This is a genomic window from Actinomadura decatromicini, assembly GCF_008121305.1.
Taxonomy (GTDB): domain Bacteria; phylum Actinomycetota; class Actinomycetes; order Streptosporangiales; family Streptosporangiaceae; genus Spirillospora; species Spirillospora syzygii.
The window spans coordinates 620,027-640,376 of the sequence record NZ_VSRQ01000004.1; the positions used below are offsets into that span (position 1 = coordinate 620,027).

The window sequence follows — 20,350 nt, forward strand, 5'->3', positions numbered from 1 at the left end:
TGCCCACCGGGTTGTGAGGGGTTGGGCGTGGGGGTTTGGTGGGGTTAGTGGCGGCGGGATTTGAACATGTTGATCAGGCCGCGGAGGGCTCGTTCGTCGAGGGAGCCGAACGGGTTGTCGTGGACCAGGTACGTCCAGGTCGCGGACGGGCGTTTCAGGTCGGCGGAGGAGAGGTCGACGCCGTCCTCGGAGGCGGTCAGCTCCTCGAACGCGGTGACTGAGCGTCGGCGCGCGTCGCCGAGGAGGCGTTTGCCCGCCGGGACGGCCTCGCGGTTGAACTCGATCAGCGGGTCGAGGCCCCGGCCGAGGGAGCGCAGGTGGATGCCCTCGCGCAGGTCGGCGAGGAAGGCGAGGTGCTCGGCCCAGCAGCGGTCCAGGTGGTACAGGACGATCTGCCGCGCCGCCGACGCCACCGCCCCGGCCCCCGCGGTCTTCACCAGCTCGGCGTGCTTGGCGGGGGCGTCGGCGGACAGGGCCCGGTCGGCGGCGTCGCCGGTCAGGACGGCGGCGCGTTCGGCGAGCACCTCGCGGCGCTGGAGCCCGATCAGCTGGTTGTAGCGCCAGGTGTTGCGGTGCAGTTCGAGGTCGACGCCCTCGGCGACGCGCTGGGCGTGCCCGACGATCCAGTGCGCGCCCTTGTCGGTGATGAGCCCGTCGTCGCCGGCGCCGGCCCGGGTCTTCTCGTCGGGGGCGTAGCGGGTGACGAGGTCGTCCTGGAGGCTCGTGAAGAAGACCGAGCCGCCGGGGTCGCCCTGCCGTCCGGCGCGGCCTCTGAGCTGGTCGTCCAGGCGGCTGCTGTGGTAGCGGCCGGTCCCGATGACGAGCAGGCCGCCCGCCTCGGCGACCCGGTCGTGGTCGGTGCCCGGCGCCTCCGCCGGGGCCGTGCCGGGCGGCGCGGACGGGCTGCCGCCGAGCCGGATGTCGGTCCCCCGCCCGGCCATCTGCGTGGAGACGGTGATCGCGCCGTAGGCGCCCGCCTCGGCGATGATCGCGGCCTCCTCGGCGTCGTTCTTGGCGTTGAGGACGACCCGGTCGAGCCCGGCGCGGGCGAGCCGCCGGGCGAGCCGCTCGGACTCGGCGACGTCCCCGGTGCCGACCAGTACCGGACGCCCGGCGGCGTGCGCGGCGGAGATCGCCTCGACGATCGCGACCTCCTTGTCGGCGGTGGTCGCGTAGAGCCGGTCGGGCTCGTCGTCGCGGACGCACGGCCGGTTCGGCGGCACGACCGCGATCTCCAGCGAGTAGAACTCGGTGAGCTGGCCGGAGACGGCCATCGCCGTCCCGGTCATGCCGCACCGGACGGGATACCGCCCGACCAGTTCCTGGACGGTGATCGAGTCGAGGATCTCGCCGCTCGGCGACGCCTCGAGCGCCTCCTTCGCCTCGACGGCCGCCTGGAGGCCGTCCGGCCAGCGCTGCAGCAGCGCGACCCGGCCGCGCGACTCGCTGATCAGCTTGACCTCGCCGTTCCGGACGATGTAGTCGACGTCGCGGCTGAGCAGCACCTCGGCGTGCAGGGCGACGTTGACGGCGGTCAGGACGGCGAGGTTCTCCTGCGCGTAGAGGTCGAGGTCGAGGACGCGCTCCACCTCCCGCGCCCCCGCCGGGGTGAGCTGGACGTTCCGCGACTCGTCGTCGGCGGCGTAGTGCAGGCCGGGCCGCAGCCGCCGGACGAGGTCGGCGTACCGGGGGTCGGCGGCGTCGAGGTCGGCGGCGCCCGCGAGGACGAGCGGGACCATGGCCTCGTCCACCAGCACCGAGTCGGCCTCGTCGATCAGCGCGACGGACGGCTCGGGCAGCACGACGTCGCCGGCGTCGGTGGCGAGCCGGTCGCGGAGGAGGTCGAAGCCGATCTCGCTGACCGGGGCGTAGGTGACGTCCGCGCGGTAGGCGGCGCGCCGCTCGTCCGGCGTGGACGACTGCCCGACCCACCCGACGGTGACGCCGAGCATCGCGTACAGCGGGCCCATCCACTCGGCGTCACGCCGCGCCAGATAATCGTTGACCGACATCACGTGAACCTGGCGTCCGCGCAAGGCGTATCCGGCGGCGGCGAGGGCGCCGGAGAGCGTCTTGCCCTCGCCGGTCGCCATCTCGGCGACGTGCCCGGACAGCAGCGCGAGCGTCCCGACGAGCTGGACGTCGAACGGCCGCTCGCCGAGCGTCCGCCGGGCGGCCTCGCGGCCGAGCGCGCACAGCTCGGCGAGGTCCTCCTCGCGGCGGAGGGCGGACGCGGCGGCGGTGAGTTCGTCGTCGGACAGCGCCCGGGCGCTCTCCTCGCGCTCGGCGGCCGCCGCGACCAGGGCGCGGAAGGGCGCGAGGTCGACGCTTCCGGGCTTCTGCACGAGCCGCCGCAGCCGCTCACGCAGCGCCATGGCGTACCCTCGGTCGATCGGTCACGGTTCCCCCAACGGGCCGGTGCGTGACTGCGTTCCCACCATGATCCCAGGGCGCGACCCGCCTGTGGACCGAGGCCCTTCTCCCCACTTGGTCTGACACCGATTTCATTCCTCGGACGGATCCCCGACGAGCCTCTCGTTTGAGAACATGGGTTCATCACGGGGTTGCGGTGGCGGGGGGAACGCCGCCGCGGAACGGGGTTTCACCATGACACCTACGGCACGCAAGGCCGCCGCGCTCCGGCGCAGGCGCCAGATCATCAGTCAGACCGTCATCGACAGGGCGCTGAACGACCCGCGGCGCCTCCCGGAGCCGGCCGAGGCGACCTCCGCCAAGTAGGCAGGCCCGGACATCGGGGAGAATCCAGCGAGCGCCTCCGCCTTGGGCGGGGGCGCTTTCGCGTTCCGGGGGCTCGGCGGCCTCCCGCAGGGGCTAGGACGCGCCCGCCGTCGAGAACACGTCGTCACGGGCCTGCACCAGCGCCGCGTACAGCGCTCCGCGCAGGACGGGGTTGCCCTCGACCTCGGTGACCGAGACGGTCGGGCTGGTCGGGCTGATCCGCCCGACGATCTCCTCGATGCGGAGGGCGAGGGGCCGCCCGCCCGCGCGGCCGAGGCTGCCGGACAGCACCACGAGCCCCGGGTCGAGGACGATGTTCACCGAGGTCACGCCGTACGAGATGCGGCGGGCGAGATCGTCCAGGAACGCGCCGCCCCGGCTCTCGTCGGCGGCCGCCGCGCGGACGCACTCCACCGCGGTCGGCTCGGTGACGCCGTGCTCGTGCGCGAGTGAGCGGACGGCGTCCGCGCCGACGAGGGCGCCGTAACCGCCCGCGAGGGTCGGGATCCCCCAGGACGTCGACTCGGTGACGCCCTCGTCCACGGGGGCGCGGCGGGCGGAGCCGATCGGCAGCGGGGCGCCCGGCACGGGCAGGTACCCGATCTCGCCCGCGCCGCCCCACCGGCCGCGGTGCAGCCGTCCGCCGAGCATGACCGAGAGGCCCATGCCCCGGTCCAGCCACATCAGCGCGAAGTCGGGCGTGTCGTGGGCGACCCCGTAGGCCCGCTCGGCGATGGCGGCGAGGTTCACGTCGTTCTCGATCGTCACGGGACGGCGCAGGTCGGTCCGCAGCGCGGCGAGGACGCCCTCGTGCCAGGCGGGCAGGTCGAAGGAGAACTGCACGTCCCCGGAACGCGGGTCGACGACGCCGGGCGTGCCGATCACGAAGGCGCTCAGCCTGGACAGCGCGACCCGAGCGGAGCGGCACGCCTTCACGACGGCGCTGTGCACCATCTTCACCGGCTCGTCGGCGCCGTTCGGATCCACGGTGACCTGGGCGACCATGTGCCCGGTGATGTCGGCGACACCGGCGGTGACGCCGTCCGGCCCGACCTCCAGGCCCGCCACGTAGGCACTGGACGGGACGACCGCGTACAGCGCGGCGTTCGGGCCGCGGCCCCCGGCCTGCGACCCGACGACCGAGACCAGCCCCCGGTCCTCCAGGCGCGACAACAGCTGGGAGGCGGTTACCTTGGAGAGCCCGGTGTGCTCACCGATCTGCGCGCGGGTCAGCGGACCCTGGCGCACGAGCAGGTCCAGGGCCGCGCGATCGTTGAGCTCGCGCAGCAGCCTCGGCGTTCCCGGGCGGTTGGCGACCATGCTGGTACCCCTCGATGTCTCAATCCGCTAACGGCAGGTTTTGTTTAGGAAAGTTTCTTGTTAGTTTACGCCCAAGCGCCGACCGGTCCGGTACCCCGGACCGGGGGCGCGCGCAGAGCGCGGACTGGCGAGCAGGGCGCCCGCGAGCGTTGCGAACGCGAGAGGGGCATGGCTGGACCCTAAAGGGTCGCCATATCCCCTCGCACCGCAGGCCACAAGGCCGCGCGAGGCGATGCCGGAAAGGATCCCCAGTGAAGTACATCAAGGTTGCGGCCGCGGTGGCCGCGATCGCCCTGGCCGCCACGGCCTGCGGCGGCGACGACAAGGACGACAAGGGGAGCGCGGGGGCCAAGGACCCGGCGCAGCTCAAGGTCTGGATGATGGGCGAGGGAACGCCGGAGCAGACGAAGTTCCTGGACACCGTCGAGGCCGACTTCAAGACCAAGCACCCGAACACGGACGTGCAGATCAAGTACGTTCCGTGGCCGCAGGTCGCGACCACGTTCCAGAAGGCGGCGGCCGGCGGCGAGGGCCCGGACGTCACCGAGCTGGGCAACACCGACGTCCAGTCGCACATCGAGCAGGGCAACCTCGCCGAGATCACCGACGAGTTCGGCGACTGGGCGGACGGCAAGACGCTGAACAAGACCGCGCTGGAGAACGACCAGGCGAGCGGCAAGACCTACGCGGTGCCGTGGTACGGCGGCGTCCGGGGCGTCTGGTACCGCACGGACTGGTTCCAGGAGCTGAACATCCAGCAGCCGAAGACCTGGGCCGAGCTCTCCGCCGCGGCGAAGAAGATCCAGGACTCCAAGAAGGTGCCGGGCATCGGCGTCCCGAGCGACCAGACCAACGCCCTCCTCAGCTTCATCTGGGGCAACAACGGCGACGTCGCCACCAAGGACAACGACGCCTGGAAGGGCCAGCTCGACCAGCCCGCCGCCGTCGAGGCGGTCACCTTCTACGCCGGCCTCGTCAACAAGGACAAGGTCGCCCCGGAGAAGTACATCGGCAAGAACGAGCTCGAGGGCCCGCAGCGCGACTTCGCGCTCGGCAAGCTCGGCATGTACTTCGACGGCAGCTGGTCCCTCAAGGAGATGAAGAAGATCTCCACCAAGAACCAGGACAAGTGGGGCGTCTTCCCCATTCCCAGCAAGGCCGGCGGGAACGCTCCCGTGATGGCGGGCGGCTCCGACCTCGCCGTCTGGAAGGACAGCAAGGCCAAGAGCGCGGCGTTCGACTACATCACCGTGCTGAACAACGCCAAGAACGCCAAGGCGTGGGCCGACTACAGCGGCTTCTCGTCCATGCGCTCCGACGTGTCGTTCAGCGACCCCAAGCTGCAGATCTTCACCCAGATCGCGACGAACACCAAGTTCCCGCCGATCAGCGCCGGGTGGGGCGAGTTCGAGCAGGCCAAGAAGGTGCTGCCGAACGCGGTCAAGGCGATCATGCAGGGCAAGCCCGCGGACGCGGAGATGAAGAAGGCCAACGAGCAGGCCAACACCCTGCTCAACCCGTGATACCCGGCTGATCGGAACGTCCATGCTCGACACCGCACCCGCGGTGGGCAAGGCGCCCGGCCGGAGATCTTCCGGCCGGGCGCGCGCCCGCCGCAGGCCCCGATTCGGGCCGTACCTGCTGATCGCGCCGACCGCGATCGTGATCGCCGTCCTGATGTTCTGGCCCATGATCCAGATCGGGATCATGTCGTTCCAGAAGGTCGGCAACCGCCAGTTGCGCGGGGAGCCGGCCGAGCAGGTCGGGACGGAGAACTTCGACAAGATCCTCAACGACCCCTTCTTCTGGCAGACCCTCCGGCACACGGTGCTGTTCGCCGTCGTCGCCGTGGCCCTCACCATGGTCGTCGGCACGCTGGTGGGGCTGCTGCTCAACAAGCTCGGCAAGAAGATGTCGTCCTTCGTCGCGGGCGGCGTCATGGTCGCCTGGGCGACCCCGCCGGTGACGGCGGCGATCATCTTCAGCTGGCTGTTCGGCTCGACCGGCGGCGTCGTCAACTGGTTCCTCGACCTGCTGCCGAACTTCCTCGTCGGCGGCGGCTGGGACGACTACAACTGGTTCGCGACCCCGCTGTCCACCTACACCGTCCTCACCGTGTGCGTCGTCTGGCAGGCGTGCCCGTTCGTCGCGGTGTCGGTGCTCGCGGGGCTGAAGAGCGTCCCCGGCGAACTCTACGAAGCGGCCCGGGTGGACGGCTCGGGCCCGTGGCGGACGTTCTGGAGCCTCACCTACCCGATGCTCAAGCCGATCTTCCTCGTGCTGGTCGTCATGTCGATCATCTGGGACTTCAAGGTCTTCACGCAGCTCTTCATCATGTCCGGGCTGGCCAACCGCGACGCCTTCAACCTGTCGCTGTACGCCTACTCGGAAGCCTTCGGATCGATGAATCCGAAGCTCGGCATGGGCTCGGCGATCGCGCTCGTGCTCACGATCATCCTGCTCATCGTCACCGCTCTCTACGTGCGGGTCATGGTCCGACAGGGGGAGATGAAGTGACGTCCACGACGGCGCGGCGCCCCGGTCCGCGGCCCGCCGCGCACGCGGGCGGCCGCCGCCCCGGCGCCTCGAAGCGCTGGCGCAAGGTCCTGCTCAACGGGACGGGCCTCCTCGTCTTCATCTTCGCGGTCTTCCCGGTGTTCTGGATGGTCTCGACGGCCTTCAAGCCGAACACCGAGATCTTCAGCACGACGCCGAAGCCGTTCCCGTCCCACCCGACGCTCGCGCACTTCGACCTCGTCCTGAACGGCGGCATCGCCGAGGTCTCCTTCTGGGAGTACTTCCGCAACAGCGCGATCCTGGCCCTCGTCACGGTCGTCGTGTCGAGCCTGCTCGCGCTGATGGCCGCCGTCGCGGTGGCGCGGTTCCGCTTCCGGTTCCGCACCACCTTCCTGGTCATGCTGCTGGTGGTCCAGATGGTGCCGCTGGAAGCGCTGGTCATCCCGCTCTTCCTCGACCTCAAGCGACTGGACCTGCTGAACAGCCTGGCCGGTCTCTCGATCGTCTACATCGGTTTCGCCGTGCCGTTCGCGATCTGGATGCTGCGGGGATTCGTCGCCGCGGTGCCGCGCGAACTGGAGGAGGCCGCCGCCATCGACGGCGCCGGCCCGATCCGCACGTTCTTCCGCGTCATGCTCCCGCTCGTCGCGCCCGGACTGGTCGCGACCAGCATCTTCTCGTTCATCACCGCGTGGAACGAGTTCATCTTCGCGTTCACGTTCCTCGACGACCAGAACAAGTACACCCTCCCGATCATGCTGCAGTTCTTCTTCGGCCGCAGCGGAAACGCATGGGGGCCCATCATGGCGGCGTCGACGCTGCTGACCATTCCCGTGATCGCCTTCTTCCTGCTCGTCCAGCGCCGAATGGTGTCCGGACTCACCGCCGGGGCGGTGAAGGGGTGACGACCAACGACATCGCGACCGCGGCCGAGATCGACCGGCTCGCCCGCGGCACGCTCCTCCCCTCCTTCCCCGGTCCGACCGCGCCCCGCTGGGTGCTCGACGAGCTTGAGGCCGGCCTCGGCGGCGTGACGCTGTTCGCGCTGACCGGGAACGTCCCGAGCCCGGAGTCCCTCGCCGCGCTCACCGCGCAGATGCGCAAGGCCGGCGACCCGTTCGTGACCATCGACGAGGAGGGCGGCGACGTCACCCGCCTCGGCGGCCACCGGGCGGGCAGCCCCTACCCGGGCAACGCGGCGCTCGGCGCCGTCGACGACCCGGAGCTGACCCGGCGGATCTACCGCTCGCTCGGCGCCGAGCTCGCCGAGGTCGGCGTCAACTTCAACTTCGCTCCGTCGGTGGACGTCAACACCGCCGACGACAACCCGGTGATCGGCACCCGCTCGTTCGGCGCCGACCCCGAGCTGGTCGCGCGGCACGCCGCCGCGTCCGTCGCGGGGACGCAGGAGGCGGGCGTCGCCGCCTGCGCGAAGCACTTCCCCGGCCACGGCGCGACGGTGGACGACTCGCACCTGTCCATCCCGCTCGTCGACGCCGACCTGGAACTGCTGGACCGGCGCGAACTCGTCCCGTTCCGGGCGGCGATCGAGGCCGGCACCCGCGCGGTGATGACCGGGCACCTCAACCTGCCCGCCATCACCCGCGGGGTGCCGGCGACCCTCTCCCCCGAGGCGATCACCGGGCTGCTCCGCGAGCACCTCGGCTACCAGGGCGTGATCGTCACCGACGCCCTGGACATGGAGGGCGCGAGCGGCGCGATCGGCATCCCCGAGGCGTCCGTGCGGGCCCTCATCGCGGGCGCCGACCTGCTCTGCCTCGGCCCGAACGAGCACGCCGAGACGGTCGCGGCGACGCTCGCCGCGATCGGCGAGGCCGTCCGCACCGGGCGGCTCTCCTCGGAGCGGCTGTGGGACGCCGGGGAGCGCACCCGGCGGCTGAAGGAGTGGCTCGCGGGCCACACCTCCGCCGTCGTCGACCGCGCCGCCGGGCTGGAGGCCGCGCGCCGCGCCGTCCGGGTGTCGGGCTCGCTGCCCGGCTGGGACGCCGCGCCGCTCGTCGTCGAGACCGAGTCGAGCGGCAACATCGCGGTCGGCCCGACCCCGTGGGGCCTCGGTCCGTGGGCGCCGGACGCTGTTCAAGCGGACGGCGCGGACGGAACGGCGGAGAAGGTCTTGGACCGTGCCAAAGACCGCGGTCTGATCATCGTGCTGCGGGACGCGCACCGCCACGCGGGCCAGCGCGCGCTCACCAACGCGCTGCTGACGGCGCGCCCCGACACGGTGGTGGTGGAGATGGGGCTCCCGGTGTGGCGCCCCGGCTCGGCGGTGTACGTGGCCACCTACGGCGCCGCCGCCGCCAACGCCCAGGCCGCCGCCGAGCTGCTCGGCCTGACCACGGTGGCTTGACCACGGTGGCTTGACCACCGTGGCCTGACTCCCGCGGCCTTACCGCCGCCCGACCGCGACCTGTTTGCAAACTGACCGTGAACCGACCGTGAACTGACCGCGAACCGACCGCGTCCGAAACCCCCGGCCGAGCCCGTGCGGCCCGGCCGGGGCCGCCGGAACGCGGCCCGCCGACCCGTGGCACGCCCGCCGGACAAGAGCCCGGTTCCGGCGGACGTGTCACGCTCGCGGCGGCCCCGCCGGTCCGAGCGGTGCGGACGACAAGGGATAATGCGTACATGCGATTGTCCGCCCGGGTCGACTACGCCTTGCGCGCCTCCGCCGAGCTGGCGGTCGCCGGGTCCCGCCCGGTGACCGCGGTGCAGCTCGCCGAGGCGCAGCAGATACCGCCCAAGTTCCTGGAGAACATCCTCGGCCAGCTGCGCCGGTCCGGCCTCATCCGGAGCCAGCGGGGGCCGGAGGGCGGCTACTGGCTGGCACGCCCGGCCGAGGAGATCTCCCTCGCCGACATCATCCGCGCCATCGACGGGCCGCTGCTCGGCGTCCGGGGCGAGCGCCCCGAGCACGTCGGGTACGAGGGGCCCGCGAGCTCCCTCCAGGAGGTGTGGATCGCGCTGCGCGCCAGCGAACGGTCCATCCTTGAGCAGGTCATGCTCTCCCACATCGCGGCCGGCGAGCTGCCGGAGCCCGTCCGCAAGCTCACCGAGGACCCGTCCGCCTGGGAAAGCCCCTCCTTCATCTGAGTCCCCATGCCGGAAGGTGACGTCGTCTGGCTGACCGCCCGCAGGCTGCGCGAGGCGCTCGCCGGGCGGCCGCTCACGCGCTCGGACTTCCGCGTCCCCCGGCTCGCGACCGCCGACCTGCGCGGCCGGACGGTCCTCGCCGCCGAGCCGCGCGGCAAGCACCTGCTCATCCGGGTGGAGGGCGGGCTGACCGTCCACACGCACCTGCTGATGGAGGGGCGCTGGCGGATCGGCCGGGCCGGTCCCGCGCCGCGCGACCACCGCGTCCGGCTCGTGCTGGCCAACGCCGAGTGGCAGGCGGCGGGCTACTCCCTCGGCCTCGTGGAGCTGCTGCGGACCGCCGAGGAGGACAGGGCGGTCGGCCATCTCGGGCCCGACCTGCTCGACCCGTCGTGGGACGAGGGGCTCGCGGCCGAGGCGGTCGCCCGGCTCACCGCGCGGCCCGACCAGGCGATCGGCGAGGCGCTGCTCGACCAGACGCTGCTCGCCGGGATCGGGAACGTCTACAAGGCCGAGATCCTGTTCCTGCGGGGCGTGCATCCGTGGACCCCGGTACGGGACGTCCCCGACCTGCAAGGGCTGGTGGAGCTCGCTCACCGGCTCCTGGACCTCAACAAGGCACGGCACGGCCACATCACGACCGGTGACCTGGGCCGGGGCCGCGAGCACTGGGTGTACGGGCGGGCCGGGCGGCCCTGCCGCCGCTGCGGCGCCCGGATCGAACGCCGCGACCAGGCGTCCCGGGTGGGCGAGCGGGTCACGTTCTGGTGTCCGCGGTGCCAGCCGGCCCCCGCCTAGCGGACACGGCTCGGTAAACACCGGTCGACGCCCGCCCGGCAGCCCCGGGGACGCGCGGGCGGGTCGCCGCCTGTTCTCTCGGGTCGCCGGATCCTGCGCCCGTCCTCCGCATCCTCGATCGGGGATCGTTCCAAGTCAATTCTCGGGTTTCCTTAACGATCCCCCAGCTCTACCTTGGGTAGATGACCCTGGACGATCTCCGCGTGTTCGTGGCCGTCTGCGCGGCGGGCAACCTCAGCGCCGTCGCCCGCGACCTGTCGTGCAGCCAGTCGGCGGTCAGCCAGCACGTCAAGCGGCTCGAACGGGAGACCGGGCTCGCCCTGCTGGAGCGGCGCCCGCGCGGCGTCGTGCCGACCGGGGCGGGGCGCGTCCTGGAGCGGGCCGCCGCGGAGGGCATCGCCGGACTGGACGCGGCGCTGCGCCGCCTGGACGACCTGCGCCGCGGCGTCGGCGGGACGGTCCGCGTCGCGACCGGGGCGACGACCGTCCGGCACTTCATGGCGGCGGGCGTGGCCGCGTTCCGCGAGCGCCACCCCGAGACGGCGCTCCAGTTCGAGACGGCCGGGTCCAGCCGCCGGTGCCTGGAGGCCGTCCGCGCGCACGCCGCCGACCTGGCGTGGGTGACGGTCGGGCCGCCGCTGGACGGCGTCGAGCAGCGCCCGTCCCGCGAGCTGCCCTGGATGCTCGCCGTCCACTCCGGCGACCCGCTGGCGGAGCGGGCGTCCGTCGCGCTGGACGACCTGTCGGGCATCCGGCACATCGAGCTGCCGGAGCACTCGACGTCGCGCGTCCATCTGGAAGCGCACCTCGGGCGGCACGGGGTGCGGCTGACGTCCACGACGAGCGTCGCCGACTGGGACACCGCCCTCCTGCTCGCCGAGCTGGGCCTCGGCCACGCGATCCTGCCCGCGCTGCCCGGCTGGGGACGCGGGCGGGGCGGCGTCCGGCTCGTCCCGATCCCGGACCTGCCGCCGCTCGCCGCCGGCTGGGCCGCCCGCCGCTGGGACGCGCTGAGCCCGCTCGCCGCCGAGTTCGCGGAGACCGTCCTCGCGCACCTGCCGCCCTGACCACCGGCGACATGACGAAGCCCCGGCCCCCGCCGTGACGGCGGCGGGGGCCGGGGCTTCGCCGCGCCCCGGGCGTCCGGGGCGCGGACGTCTCAGACCTGGGCCTGGAACATCCAGTGCTGCTTCTCAAGCTGCGCCGCGATGCTGATCAGCAGGTCCTGGGAGACGGGGTCGGCCTCGTCGGTCGCCGTGATGCGCTCACGGAACCGCGCGATGATCTGCGCGAGGACCTCGGTGAGCGCGGCGACGACCTTGTCGTCGGCGAGGTACCCGGCTTCCAGCTGCGACAGCGACGTGCGGTCGGCGACCGTGCGGGCGCGTCCGTCCGGGTTCACGCCGATCGCGACGGCGCGCTCCGCGACGTCGTCCTGGCCGCTGCGCGCGAGGGCGACGATCTCGTCCAGGTGCTCGTGAACGACCTTGAAGTTGCGCCCTGTGAGGTTCCAGTGCGCCTGCTTGGCGAGGAGCGACAGGTCGATGAGGTCGACGAGAGAGCCCTGGAGGGCGTCCCCGGCGATCTTGAGGGCCTCGTCGTTGAGGGGGCTCTTGACGGCCACCATGATTGGGCTCCTTCCGCGTCGTTACGGTTGTCCGCTACAACACGGGTCCATCCCCGCAAATGCCGCGCTCATACGTGAGGCCGCGCACACCGCGCGGCCTCAGCTCGGGCGGGACGGCACGGGAGGGCGAACCCCCCGCACGTGCCCCGCGGACGAGGAATGTGCGGAAATCGCGGAGCGTCAGGCGGCGACCATGTCGCCGCGGAACTCCCCGGTGATCTCCTCGGGCGTCTCCGGGATGCGCTCGGTGGGAATGCGCTCGTGCTCCGGCGCGCCCGCCATGACCGGCTCGTGCTGCAGCTCGGCGAGGGCGAGTTGGTCCGCCACTTCCCTGAGCACGTGCGACAGCGGGACCCCGAGTGCCTTGCAGATCGAGGAGAGCAATTCCGAAGAAGCCTCCTTCTGCCCCCGTTCGACCTCGGACAGGTAGCCGAGTGACACCCGCGCCGCCGCGGACACCTCACGGAGGGTGCGTCCCTGGCGCAGCCGCAGCTGCCGCAGTACGTCACCGAGCAGCTGGCGAAGCAGGACCATCGTCTCGCTCCCTCCCTCAGTTCGGACCATCTGCCGGTTCCACCGTACCCGCCTTGACGGCGGCCATGGCAGACCGTTGATTTCGTGTTCGCTCGGAACGTAACGCTGTAATCAGCCCGGATCTTCCCGATCTTCCCGAGCCGGGTCGTCCGGATCCGGTTCGGGAAGCCCGACCAGGACACGTCTCAGCAGCTCAAGGGCGTGGACGACGGTCATCCGCCGGATCACCGTCCGGGTCTCGGGCCCGGCGCCGGGCACGGGAAGTCGCGGCGCGGCCACGATGGGCGACTTTCCGGGACCGGCCACGCCGACGTAGACCGTTCCGACCTCGCGGCCGTCCTGCGGCTCGGGTCCGGCGACGCCGGTCACGGCGAGCCCGTACGTCGCGCCGAGCGCGTCCCTGGCGCCCGCCGCCATCGCCGCCGCCACGTCGGGGTGGACGGCCCCGTGCTCTTCGAGGAGGTCCGCGGGGACGCCGAGCATGCTCCGTTTCGCGTCCGTGGCGTATGTCACGAGGCCGCCCGCGAACGTCGCCGACGAACCGGGCATCGCGGTCAGCTCCGCGCCGATGAGGCCGCCGGTGAGCGACTCGGCCGTCGCGACCGTCGCGGACCGCTCGGCGAGCAGCCGGTGGACGACCCGGTCCAGCGACTCGTCCTCGGCCCCGTAGACGGCGTCGCCGAGCAACTCCCGGACGCGCGCCTCGACGTCCGCGAGCCGTCCGGCGGCGTCCGGGCCCGCGACCGTGATCCGGACCTTCACCTCGGCCGGGTCCGGGAGGTAGGCGAGCCGGACGCCGTCCATCGCCTCCACCTCGGCGAGCCGCGACGCGACGACCGACTCCCACATCCGCGCGGTGCGCAGCGTGCGGCGCGCCACCGCGGGCAGCCCGGCGATCTCCTTCAGCTCCGGCAGGACGACCTCGTCGGTGATCGTCCGCATCTCGAACGGGACGCCGGGCAGCGCGTATACGATCCCGCCGGGCAGCTCCACCCGCAGGCCGGGCGCCGACCCGGCCGAGTTGCGCAGGATCCGCGCGCCCTCCGGGACGTCGGCCATGCGCAGCGCCATCGGCCGCAGCTCGCGCCCGGCCCGCGCGACCCGCTCGCGCAGCCGCCGCTCCAGGCCCGCGTCCCGGACGAGCCCGACCCCCGCCGCCCTGGCGAGCGCGTCGCGGGTCAGGTCGTCGTAGGTGGGGCCGAGCCCGCCGGTCGTGATCACCGCGTCGGCGCGGCCGAGCGCGGCCCGCACCGCCTCGACGATGACGTCCAGCTCGTCGCCGACGACCACGCTGCGGGTGACGTCGACGCCGTGGTCGGCGAGCCTGCGGCCGAGCCAGGCGGCGTTGCCGTTGACCGTGTCGCCGAGGAGCAGCTCGTCCCCGACGGTGAGCAGTTCGACCCGCATCGCGTCCTCGTTTCGGCGGTCCAGGTTTCGGCGGTCCAGGGGCTGGGTGCCGGGCGCCCCGAATCTACCGGCGGCCCGGTCGCGGGACGGACCTGCCCACCCGCCGGTTGACGGGAGAAGAAGTCCGAATGCGGACGGCGGCCCCGGCCGAAGATCGAACCGGTCCAACCCGATTTCCCATTTCCGTCGCCGGTGAAAAGGGTCGGCCGCGCATTGTGCTCCGCGCCGCCGTCTCGTCCGCCAGTGCGCGCGACGGGCACGCCGGACGGGACGCGCATCGTCGCCACGGCCCGCCGGGCCCCCGCCCGACCCTTTCGGGAATCGCAGGTCACATTGTGAGTCAGACCTCATTCCCCCGATTCGTCCGCGCGCACGATCGCGGGGATAATCGTGCATCGCGGCGCCGCGATCGGGGCTGCGGGGCCACGACCGGGGTGGGCGTGGTCCCGCAGCCCACCTCGAACCCCGGTCAGGAGGCGGCGGGCCCGCGGCGCAGCCGCCATGCCCGCACGACGTAGTCCGCGCCCGTGACGACGGTGACGACCAGCGCCGCGCCCATCGCGGCCCAGCGCAGCGGGTCGAGCGGGCCGGGCAGGATGTACAGGCCGATCGCGATGACCTGGAGCATCGTCTTCAGCTTGCCGCCCTTGCTCGCCGGGATCACGCCGCGCCGGATCACGATGAACCGCAGCACCGTGATCCCGATCTCGCGGACCATGATCACGACGGTGACCCACCACCACAGCTCCCCCATCAGCGACAGGCTGACGAGCGCCGCGCCGGTGAGCGCCTTGTCGGCGATCGGGTCGGCGATCTTGCCGAAGTCGGTGACCAGGCCGCGGGCCCGGGCCAGATCGCCGTCGATCTTGTCGGTGATCGAGGCGGCCGCGAACACGGCGAACGCGGCGAGCCGCCAGCCGTCGCCGTCCAGGAACAGGAACCAGACGAACACCGGCACCAGCGCGATGCGCACGAGGGTCAGCGCGTTCGCGACGTTCCAGACACCGGCGGGCGGCGGGCCCGGCGAGCCCGCGACCGGGTCCGGGGCGCCCGCGATCACGACACGTCCGCGGTCAGGTCCACGCCGTCGCTGCCGGTCACCCGGGCCGCGACGATCTCGCCGAGGGCGAGCCCGGCGCCGCGGACGCGGACCGTCCCGTCCACCTCCGGCGCCTGGTGCTCGGCGCGGCCCTCGACGAGGCCGTCCTCCGCCTTGTCCTCCAGCAGGACGCTGACGGCCGTGCCGACGCGGTCCTCGGCGCGCTGCGCGGTCAGCTCGTCGGCGAGGCTCGACAGCTCCTCGACGCGGGCGGCGACCTCCGCGGCGTCGAGCTTGCCGTCGAGGCCGGCGGCCTCGGTGCCGTCCTCGTCGGAGTAGCCGAACACGCCGATCGCGTCGAGCCGGGCAGCGGACAGGAACTCGGCCAGCTCGTCGACGTCGTCCTCGGTCTCGCCGGGGAACCCGACGATGAAGTTCGACCGGACGCCCGCCTCCGGGGCCAGCTCGCGGATCCGGTCGAGCAGGCCGAGGAACCGCTCCCGGTCGCCGAACCGCCGCATCGACCGCAGCACCGGGCCGCTCGCGTGCTGGAACGACAGGTCGAAGTAGGGCGCGACGCCGGGCGTCCCGCAGATCGCCTCGATCAGCCCCGGCCGCGTCTCGGCGGGCTGCAGGTAGCTCACCCGGACGCGCTCGATCCCGTCGACGGCGGCGAGCCCGGGCAGCAGCTTCTCCAGCGCCCGCAGGTCGCCGAGGTCCTTGCCGTAGGAGGTCGAGTTCTCGCTGACGAGGAACAGCTCGCGCACACCGTGCCCGGCGAGCCACCGCGCCTCCGCCAGCACCTCCGCGGGCGGACGCGACACGTACGCGCCGCGGAACGCCGGGATCGCGCAGAACGTGCACCGCCGGTCGCAGCCGGACGCGAGCTTCAGCGGCGCGACCGGGCCGCCGCCGAGCCGCCGCCGCAGCACCCGCGGACCGGACGCGGGCGCCACCCCGTCCGGGAGGTCCTCGGGCCCGCCGTGCCCCGGGACCGCCACCGCCGCCGACCCGCGCTCCACCGGGCTGATCGGCAGCAGGACGCGCCGGTCGCGCGGCGTGTGCGCGTCCCTTCTGCGCCCGGCGAGGACGTCGTCGAGCCGGTCGCCGATGTCGGCGTAGTCGTCGAAGCCGAGCACGGCGTCGGCCTCGGGCAGCGCCTCGGCCAGCTCGCGCCCGTACCGCTCCGCCATGCAGCCCGCCGCGACGACCTTCGCGCCCGAGTCGTGCGCGGCGAGGAGCGTGTCGATGGAGTCCTTCTTCGCGGCCTCGATGAAGCCGCAGGTGTTGACGACCACGACGTCGGCGCCGTCCGTGCCGTCGGCGCCGTCCGCCAGGTCCCAGCCCGCGTCCTCGATGCGCGCGGCGAGCTCCTCGGAGTCGACCTCGTTGCGGGCGCAGCCGAGGGTGATGAGCGAGACCTTGCGGCGAGTTGACATGCCCCTAAGGTAATGCGCCCGGACCCCGGGGAAGACCAGCAACCCGGCCGATCCGGGCCGCGGCGGGCCGGGGGGCTCAGGCGCGCCCGGGGTCGTTCCGGTCGAAGCTCACCCGCTGGACGCCCTGGCCCTTGCCGGGCGCGCCGAGGTCCTTGCCGTTGACGGTGAGTCCGACGCTGCCGCCGACGCCGATGACCAGGCTCACCTTCTTCTTGGCGGTGAACTCCTTCCGGTCGTCCTTGCGCAGCATGCCGCTGAACAGCGTCTTGCCGCGGTCGTCGCGGACGTTCAGCCACGTCGTCCGCTTGGCCACGACGCGAACCTCCACCTTGGTGCGCGGCGCGGTCGCGACCGGGCCGTCGTGCTTCGGCGGGGCGGGCGGCGCGGTGGTCGGCGGGGCGGGCGTCCCGGCGACCTGCCGCGCGGTGCGGTGCTCGCTCTCGCCGCCGTTCCCGACCACCTGGACGACCCCGTAGATGACCACGAGGGCGAGCGCGAGCGCCATCGCGGCGCTCCAGTTCGGCGAGCGGCGCTCGCGGAACGCGACGGGCTGCTCCGGCTCGAACGCCGACACCGCCGAGACGGGCTGCGGCGCGCCGCCGTGCGTCGCGTCGAACTCGGCGACGAGCGGCTCCGGGTCGATGCCGATGACCCGCGAGATGCTGCGGATGTGGCCGCGCGCGTAGAAGTTGCCGCCGCACGCCGAGAAGTCGTCGGCCTCCATGCCGCGGATCACGGTCTCGCGTATGCGGGTCTGGAGGCTCACCTGTGTCACCGAGAGACCGGCCCGCTCGCGCTCCTCCGCCAAGGTCTCACCGATGCTCACGCCGGGCCTCCTTTGAGGGCGCTCGTGGCCGATCTTCTGGAAACCAGTCTAGGAACGGCAATGCCCATTGGGCGACAGCCAACACGTTCGAAAGTGGGCAAGATTTCGCATCATTCCGCAATGCCCCGCGCCCCGACGCCCGCTCGTGGCCTCCGCGCCGCCTCCCCGCCGCCCCGCCGTCACCTGGCCGCCGCCCCGCCCGCCGCCGCGCCGCCGCCGGGCCTTTCGGTCAGGCGCCGCCGCGCAGTTCCGCGAGGACGCCGGGGAGGTCGTCCGGCTTGGTCAGGACGTCGCGCGCCTTCGAGCCCTCGCTCGGCCCGACGATGTCGCGGCTCTCCATCAGGTCCATCAGGCGGCCCGCCTTGGCGAACCCGACGCGGAGCTTGCGCTGCAGCATCGACGTCGACCCGAACTGGGTGGACACGACCAGCTCGATGGCCTGGACGAGCAGGTCCATGTCGTCGCCGATCTCCTCGTCGATCTCCTTCTTCGGCGCGGACGACTCGGCGACGTCCTCCCGGTAGTTCGCCTCCATCTGCCCCTTGCAGTGGTCGACGATCCCGTGGATCTCCTTCTCGGCCACGTAGGCGTTCTGGATGCGCATCGGCTTGCTCGCGCCCATCGGCAGGAACAGCGCGTCGCCCTGCCCGACGAGCTTCTCCGCGCCGGGCTGGTCGAGGATGACGCGGCTGTCCGACAGCGACGACGTCGCGAACGCCAGCCGGGACGGGACGTTCGCCTTGATGAGCCCCGTGACGACGTCGACCGAGGGGCGCTGCGTCGCGAGGACGAGGTGGATCCCGGCGGCGCGGGCGAGCTGCGTGATGCGGACGACCGAGTCCTCCACATCGCGCGGCGCGACCATCATGAGGTCGGCCAGCTCGTCCACGATGACGAGCATGTACGGGTAGGGGGTGTAGACGCGCTCGCTGCCGGGCGGCGCGGTGAGCTTGCCCGCCTTGACCGCCTTGTTGAAGTCGTCGATGTGCCGGAAGCCGGACGCGGCGAGGTCGTCGTAGCGGCGGTCCATCTCGCCGACGACCCATTCGAGGGCCTCGGCGGCCTTCTTCGGGTTGGTGATGATCGGCGTGATCAGGTGCGGGATGCCCTGGTACATCGTCAGCTCGACCCGCTTCGGGTCGACGAGGATCATCCGCACCTCGTCCGGCGTGGCGCGCATCAGGACCGAGGTGATGAGCCCGTTGATGCACGTCGACTTGCCCGCGCCGGTCGCGCCCGCGATGAGGATGTGCGGCATCTTCGCGAGGTTGGCGACGACGGTGCGCCCCTCGACGTCCTTGCCGAGGCCGACGACCATCGGGTGGTGCTCGTTCGTCGCGGCGGGCGAGCGGAGGACGTCGCCGAGGCTGACGATGTCCTTGTCGGTGTTCGGGATCTCCACGCCGATCGCCGACTTGCCGGGGATCGGGGAGATGATGCGCACGTCCGCGCTCTTCACCGCGTACGCGATGTTCTTCGTCAGCGCGGTGACCTTCTCGACCTTCACCGCCGGGCCGAGCTCGATCTCGTAGCGGGTGATCGTCGGGCCCCGGGTGAAGCCGGTGACCTGCGCGTCGATGTCGAACTGCTCCAGCACGCCGGTCAGCGCGTTCACGACCGTGTCGTTGGCCTTCGTGCGCGGCTTGGAGACGCTGCCCGGACGCAGGGCCGACGGGTCGGGCAGCACGTAGATCTCGCCGGACGACGACAGCGGGAGCTGCTCGGACCGGCGCGGCGCGGGCGTCGGGTCGCGGACGTCCGACCGGGGCGCCGCCTCGCGCTCACCGGACAGCTGCCGGCCCGCGACGTGCTCGTCGCCGTCCTCCGGCGGGGGCGGGACGTCGTCGGCGGGCGGGGCGGGCGGCGGGACGTCCGCCTGGAACGGGTCGGGCTCGAACAGCTCGTCGGCGAGGTCGCGGCGCGGGCGCGCGGGCTTCTCCTTCGGCTCGTCCTCCAGGAGCGGCGTGTCGTACGGGCGGGAGTGCTCGCCGACCTCCAGCTCGTCCGGTTCCTCGCCCGACTTCTTCTTGCGGCGGCGCTTCTTCGGCGCGTCCCCGCCTTCCTCCCCGCCCTCTTCCTCGGCCCCGTCGCCGGACTCGCGCTGCGGACGGCCCTGGAGCGTCGCCACGGCCCACAGGTCGGACATCCGCTCGGGGACGCGGTTGATCGGCGTCGCCGTGACGACCAGCAGCCCGAAGCCGGACAGCAGGAGCAGCAGCGGCACCGCCACCCAGCCGCTGAGCGCGGCGTCCAGGGGCGCGGACACGAGCCACCCGACGACGCCGCCCGCCCCGCGCACGCCGCGCATGTCCTCGGCCGGGGACGGGACGCCCGCCGCGATGTGCAGGATGCCGAGCACGCCGACGCCGAGCGCGGTCACGCCGATGACGACGCGCCCGGTGTCCTCGTGCTGCTCGGGGTGGCGCAGCGTCCGCCACGCGAGCAGGGCCAGCAGGACGGGCAGCGCCATCGCGAGGATGCCGAGCCCGCCGCGTACGACCTTCTCCAGCGCGATGGTGACGACGCCGTCCGGCCGGAACCAGGTGACGGAGGCCAGCACGATGGACGAGCCCAGCAGCGCGAGGCCGAGGCCGTCGCGGCGGTGCTCGGCGTCGAGGTTGCGGGCGCCGTTCCCGTACGCGCGGAAGATCGAGCCGACCGCGACGGCGGCGAGCAGGTACAGCTTGAACAGCAGCTTGAAGAAGCCGAGCACCGCCTGGGAGATCGGGTCGGGCTTCTGCTGGGCGCGTGACCTGCCGGAGCCGCGGCCGCCCTTGGCGGCCGTGCTCGGCCGCTTGCGGGCGGACGTCCCGGCGGACTTGCGGGCCGTGCCCGCCGTCCGCCCCCCCGTCCGCGAGGAGGTCTGCGTCCCATGGCTACGCCCAGCCGTCCCCTTGGTACCCCCAGACGCACGTGTGGCCATGATTATGAGAGTAACCAAGGACCCAAGAGGTTCCCGGGATGGCGGGCGGGCGTGTTGACACGCGCCCGCC

17 protein-coding genes are annotated in these 20,350 nt (G+C 72.7%); 8 read left to right on the forward strand and 9 right to left on the reverse strand.

The features are described from left to right. Positions 1-44 precede the first annotated feature (44 nt). Positions 45-2,375 carry an accessory Sec system translocase SecA2 gene (gene secA2 / locus FXF68_RS21320; protein WP_148761859.1) on the reverse strand — a complete coding sequence of 777 codons (2,331 nt, stop codon included), beginning with the start codon at positions 2,373-2,375 and terminating at the stop codon, positions 45-47. A 232-nt stretch (positions 2,376-2,607) separates the two neighbouring features. On the opposite strand from secA2, the gene FXF68_RS44520 reads away from it, so the two are divergent. After that, on the forward strand, positions 2,608-2,739 hold the full coding sequence (locus FXF68_RS44520; RefSeq protein WP_255220025.1) for a hypothetical protein: 132 nt from the start codon (positions 2,608-2,610) through the stop codon (positions 2,737-2,739). Between the two features lie 93 nt (positions 2,740-2,832). Here FXF68_RS44520 and FXF68_RS21325 read toward each other — a convergent pair whose 3' ends face one another. After that, positions 2,833-4,059 (reverse strand): ROK family transcriptional regulator, encoded by a 1,227-nt coding sequence (locus FXF68_RS21325; RefSeq protein ID WP_148761861.1) that lies wholly within the window; start codon positions 4,057-4,059, stop codon positions 2,833-2,835. 251 nt (positions 4,060-4,310) lie between these two features. Here FXF68_RS21325 and FXF68_RS21330 point away from each other — a divergent pair, with 251 nt between their 5' ends. From FXF68_RS21330 to FXF68_RS21360, 7 genes are all read left to right on the forward strand, one after another. Next, positions 4,311-5,582: an extracellular solute-binding protein gene (locus FXF68_RS21330; protein WP_148761863.1), complete on the forward strand. Its 1,272-nt coding sequence runs from the start codon at positions 4,311-4,313 to the stop codon at positions 5,580-5,582. 22 nt (positions 5,583-5,604) lie between these two features. Continuing rightward, a complete protein-coding gene (locus FXF68_RS21335; protein ID WP_148761864.1) occupies positions 5,605-6,576 on the forward strand; it encodes a carbohydrate ABC transporter permease in 972 nt (323 codons plus the stop codon). After that, on the forward strand, positions 6,573-7,481 hold the full coding sequence (locus FXF68_RS21340) for a carbohydrate ABC transporter permease (RefSeq protein ID WP_148761866.1): 909 nt from the start codon (positions 6,573-6,575) through the stop codon (positions 7,479-7,481). Before FXF68_RS21335 ends, FXF68_RS21340 begins: the two co-directional genes overlap by 4 nt. After that, a complete protein-coding gene (locus FXF68_RS21345; protein WP_246178843.1) occupies positions 7,478-8,944 on the forward strand; it encodes a glycoside hydrolase family 3 protein in 1,467 nt (488 codons plus the stop codon). The genes FXF68_RS21340 and FXF68_RS21345 overlap by 4 nt, the downstream gene beginning before the upstream one ends. Positions 8,945-9,222: 278 nt before the next feature. Continuing rightward, positions 9,223-9,687: an RrF2 family transcriptional regulator gene (locus FXF68_RS21350; protein WP_148352755.1), complete on the forward strand. Its 465-nt coding sequence runs from the start codon at positions 9,223-9,225 to the stop codon at positions 9,685-9,687. A 6-nt stretch (positions 9,688-9,693) separates the two neighbouring features. After that, a complete protein-coding gene (locus FXF68_RS21355) occupies positions 9,694-10,485 on the forward strand; it encodes a DNA-formamidopyrimidine glycosylase family protein (RefSeq protein WP_148761871.1) in 792 nt (263 codons plus the stop codon). 182 nt (positions 10,486-10,667) lie between these two features. Continuing rightward, positions 10,668-11,552, forward strand: a complete 885-nt coding sequence (locus FXF68_RS21360) for a LysR family transcriptional regulator (protein ID WP_148761873.1) — start codon at positions 10,668-10,670, stop codon at positions 11,550-11,552. Positions 11,553-11,644: 92 nt separating this feature from the next. Here FXF68_RS21360 and FXF68_RS21365 read toward each other — a convergent pair whose 3' ends face one another. From FXF68_RS21365 to FXF68_RS21395, 7 genes are all read right to left on the reverse strand, one after another. Beyond that, positions 11,645-12,112 carry a Dps family protein gene (locus FXF68_RS21365; protein WP_148761875.1) on the reverse strand — a complete coding sequence of 156 codons (468 nt, stop codon included), beginning with the start codon at positions 12,110-12,112 and terminating at the stop codon, positions 11,645-11,647. Between the two features lie 180 nt (positions 12,113-12,292). Beyond that, positions 12,293-12,646 carry a helix-turn-helix domain-containing protein gene (locus tag FXF68_RS21370; RefSeq protein WP_067884328.1) on the reverse strand — a complete coding sequence of 118 codons (354 nt, stop codon included), beginning with the start codon at positions 12,644-12,646 and terminating at the stop codon, positions 12,293-12,295. A gap of 111 nt (positions 12,647-12,757) precedes the next feature. Then, the gene (locus FXF68_RS21375; RefSeq protein WP_148761877.1) at positions 12,758-14,053 is read right to left on the reverse strand and encodes a CinA family nicotinamide mononucleotide deamidase-related protein; all 1,296 of its coding nucleotides are present in this window, start codon (positions 14,051-14,053) and stop codon (positions 12,758-12,760) included. Between the two features lie 469 nt (positions 14,054-14,522). Next, entirely contained in the window at positions 14,523-15,113 is a 591-nt protein-coding gene (locus FXF68_RS21380) for a CDP-alcohol phosphatidyltransferase family protein (protein ID WP_148761879.1), read from the reverse strand. Then, entirely contained in the window at positions 15,110-16,531 is a 1,422-nt protein-coding gene (gene rimO, locus FXF68_RS21385) for a 30S ribosomal protein S12 methylthiotransferase RimO (RefSeq protein WP_148761881.1), read from the reverse strand. Before rimO ends, FXF68_RS21380 begins: the two co-directional genes overlap by 4 nt. A 76-nt stretch (positions 16,532-16,607) precedes the next feature. After that, complete coding sequence (locus tag FXF68_RS21390; protein ID WP_148761883.1) at positions 16,608-17,357, reverse strand: helix-turn-helix domain-containing protein; 750 nt, start codon at positions 17,355-17,357, stop codon at positions 16,608-16,610. Positions 17,358-17,586: 229 nt separating this feature from the next. Continuing rightward, positions 17,587-20,280, reverse strand: a complete 2,694-nt coding sequence (locus FXF68_RS21395; protein WP_148761885.1) for a DNA translocase FtsK — start codon at positions 20,278-20,280, stop codon at positions 17,587-17,589. Between the last annotated feature and the right edge of the window lie 70 nt (positions 20,281-20,350).

What these genes read in the sequence shown, in the direction of transcription:
- secA2 (WP_148761859.1), bottom strand. Translation starts at nt 2,375, where the DNA reads ATGGCGCTGCGTGAGCGGCTGCGGCGGCTCGTGCAGAAGCCCGGAAGC.
- FXF68_RS44520 (WP_255220025.1), top strand. Translation starts at nt 2,608, where the DNA reads ATGACACCTACGGCACGCAAGGCCGCCGCGCTCCGGCGCAGGCGCCAG.
- FXF68_RS21325 (WP_148761861.1), bottom strand. Translation starts at nt 4,059, where the DNA reads ATGGTCGCCAACCGCCCGGGAACGCCGAGGCTGCTGCGCGAGCTCAAC.
- FXF68_RS21335 (WP_148761864.1), top strand. Translation starts at nt 5,605, where the DNA reads ATGCTCGACACCGCACCCGCGGTGGGCAAGGCGCCCGGCCGGAGATCT.
- FXF68_RS21350 (WP_148352755.1), top strand. Translation starts at nt 9,223, where the DNA reads ATGCGATTGTCCGCCCGGGTCGACTACGCCTTGCGCGCCTCCGCCGAG.
- FXF68_RS21355 (WP_148761871.1), top strand. Translation starts at nt 9,694, where the DNA reads ATGCCGGAAGGTGACGTCGTCTGGCTGACCGCCCGCAGGCTGCGCGAG.
- FXF68_RS21360 (WP_148761873.1), top strand. Translation starts at nt 10,668, where the DNA reads ATGACCCTGGACGATCTCCGCGTGTTCGTGGCCGTCTGCGCGGCGGGC.
- FXF68_RS21365 (WP_148761875.1), bottom strand. Translation starts at nt 12,112, where the DNA reads ATGGTGGCCGTCAAGAGCCCCCTCAACGACGAGGCCCTCAAGATCGCC.
- FXF68_RS21370 (WP_067884328.1), bottom strand. Translation starts at nt 12,646, where the DNA reads ATGGTCCTGCTTCGCCAGCTGCTCGGTGACGTACTGCGGCAGCTGCGG.
- FXF68_RS21375 (WP_148761877.1), bottom strand. Translation starts at nt 14,053, where the DNA reads ATGCGGGTCGAACTGCTCACCGTCGGGGACGAGCTGCTCCTCGGCGAC.
- rimO (WP_148761881.1), bottom strand. Translation starts at nt 16,531, where the DNA reads ATGTCAACTCGCCGCAAGGTCTCGCTCATCACCCTCGGCTGCGCCCGC.
- FXF68_RS21395 (WP_148761885.1), bottom strand. Translation starts at nt 20,280, where the DNA reads ATGGCCACACGTGCGTCTGGGGGTACCAAGGGGACGGCTGGGCGTAGC.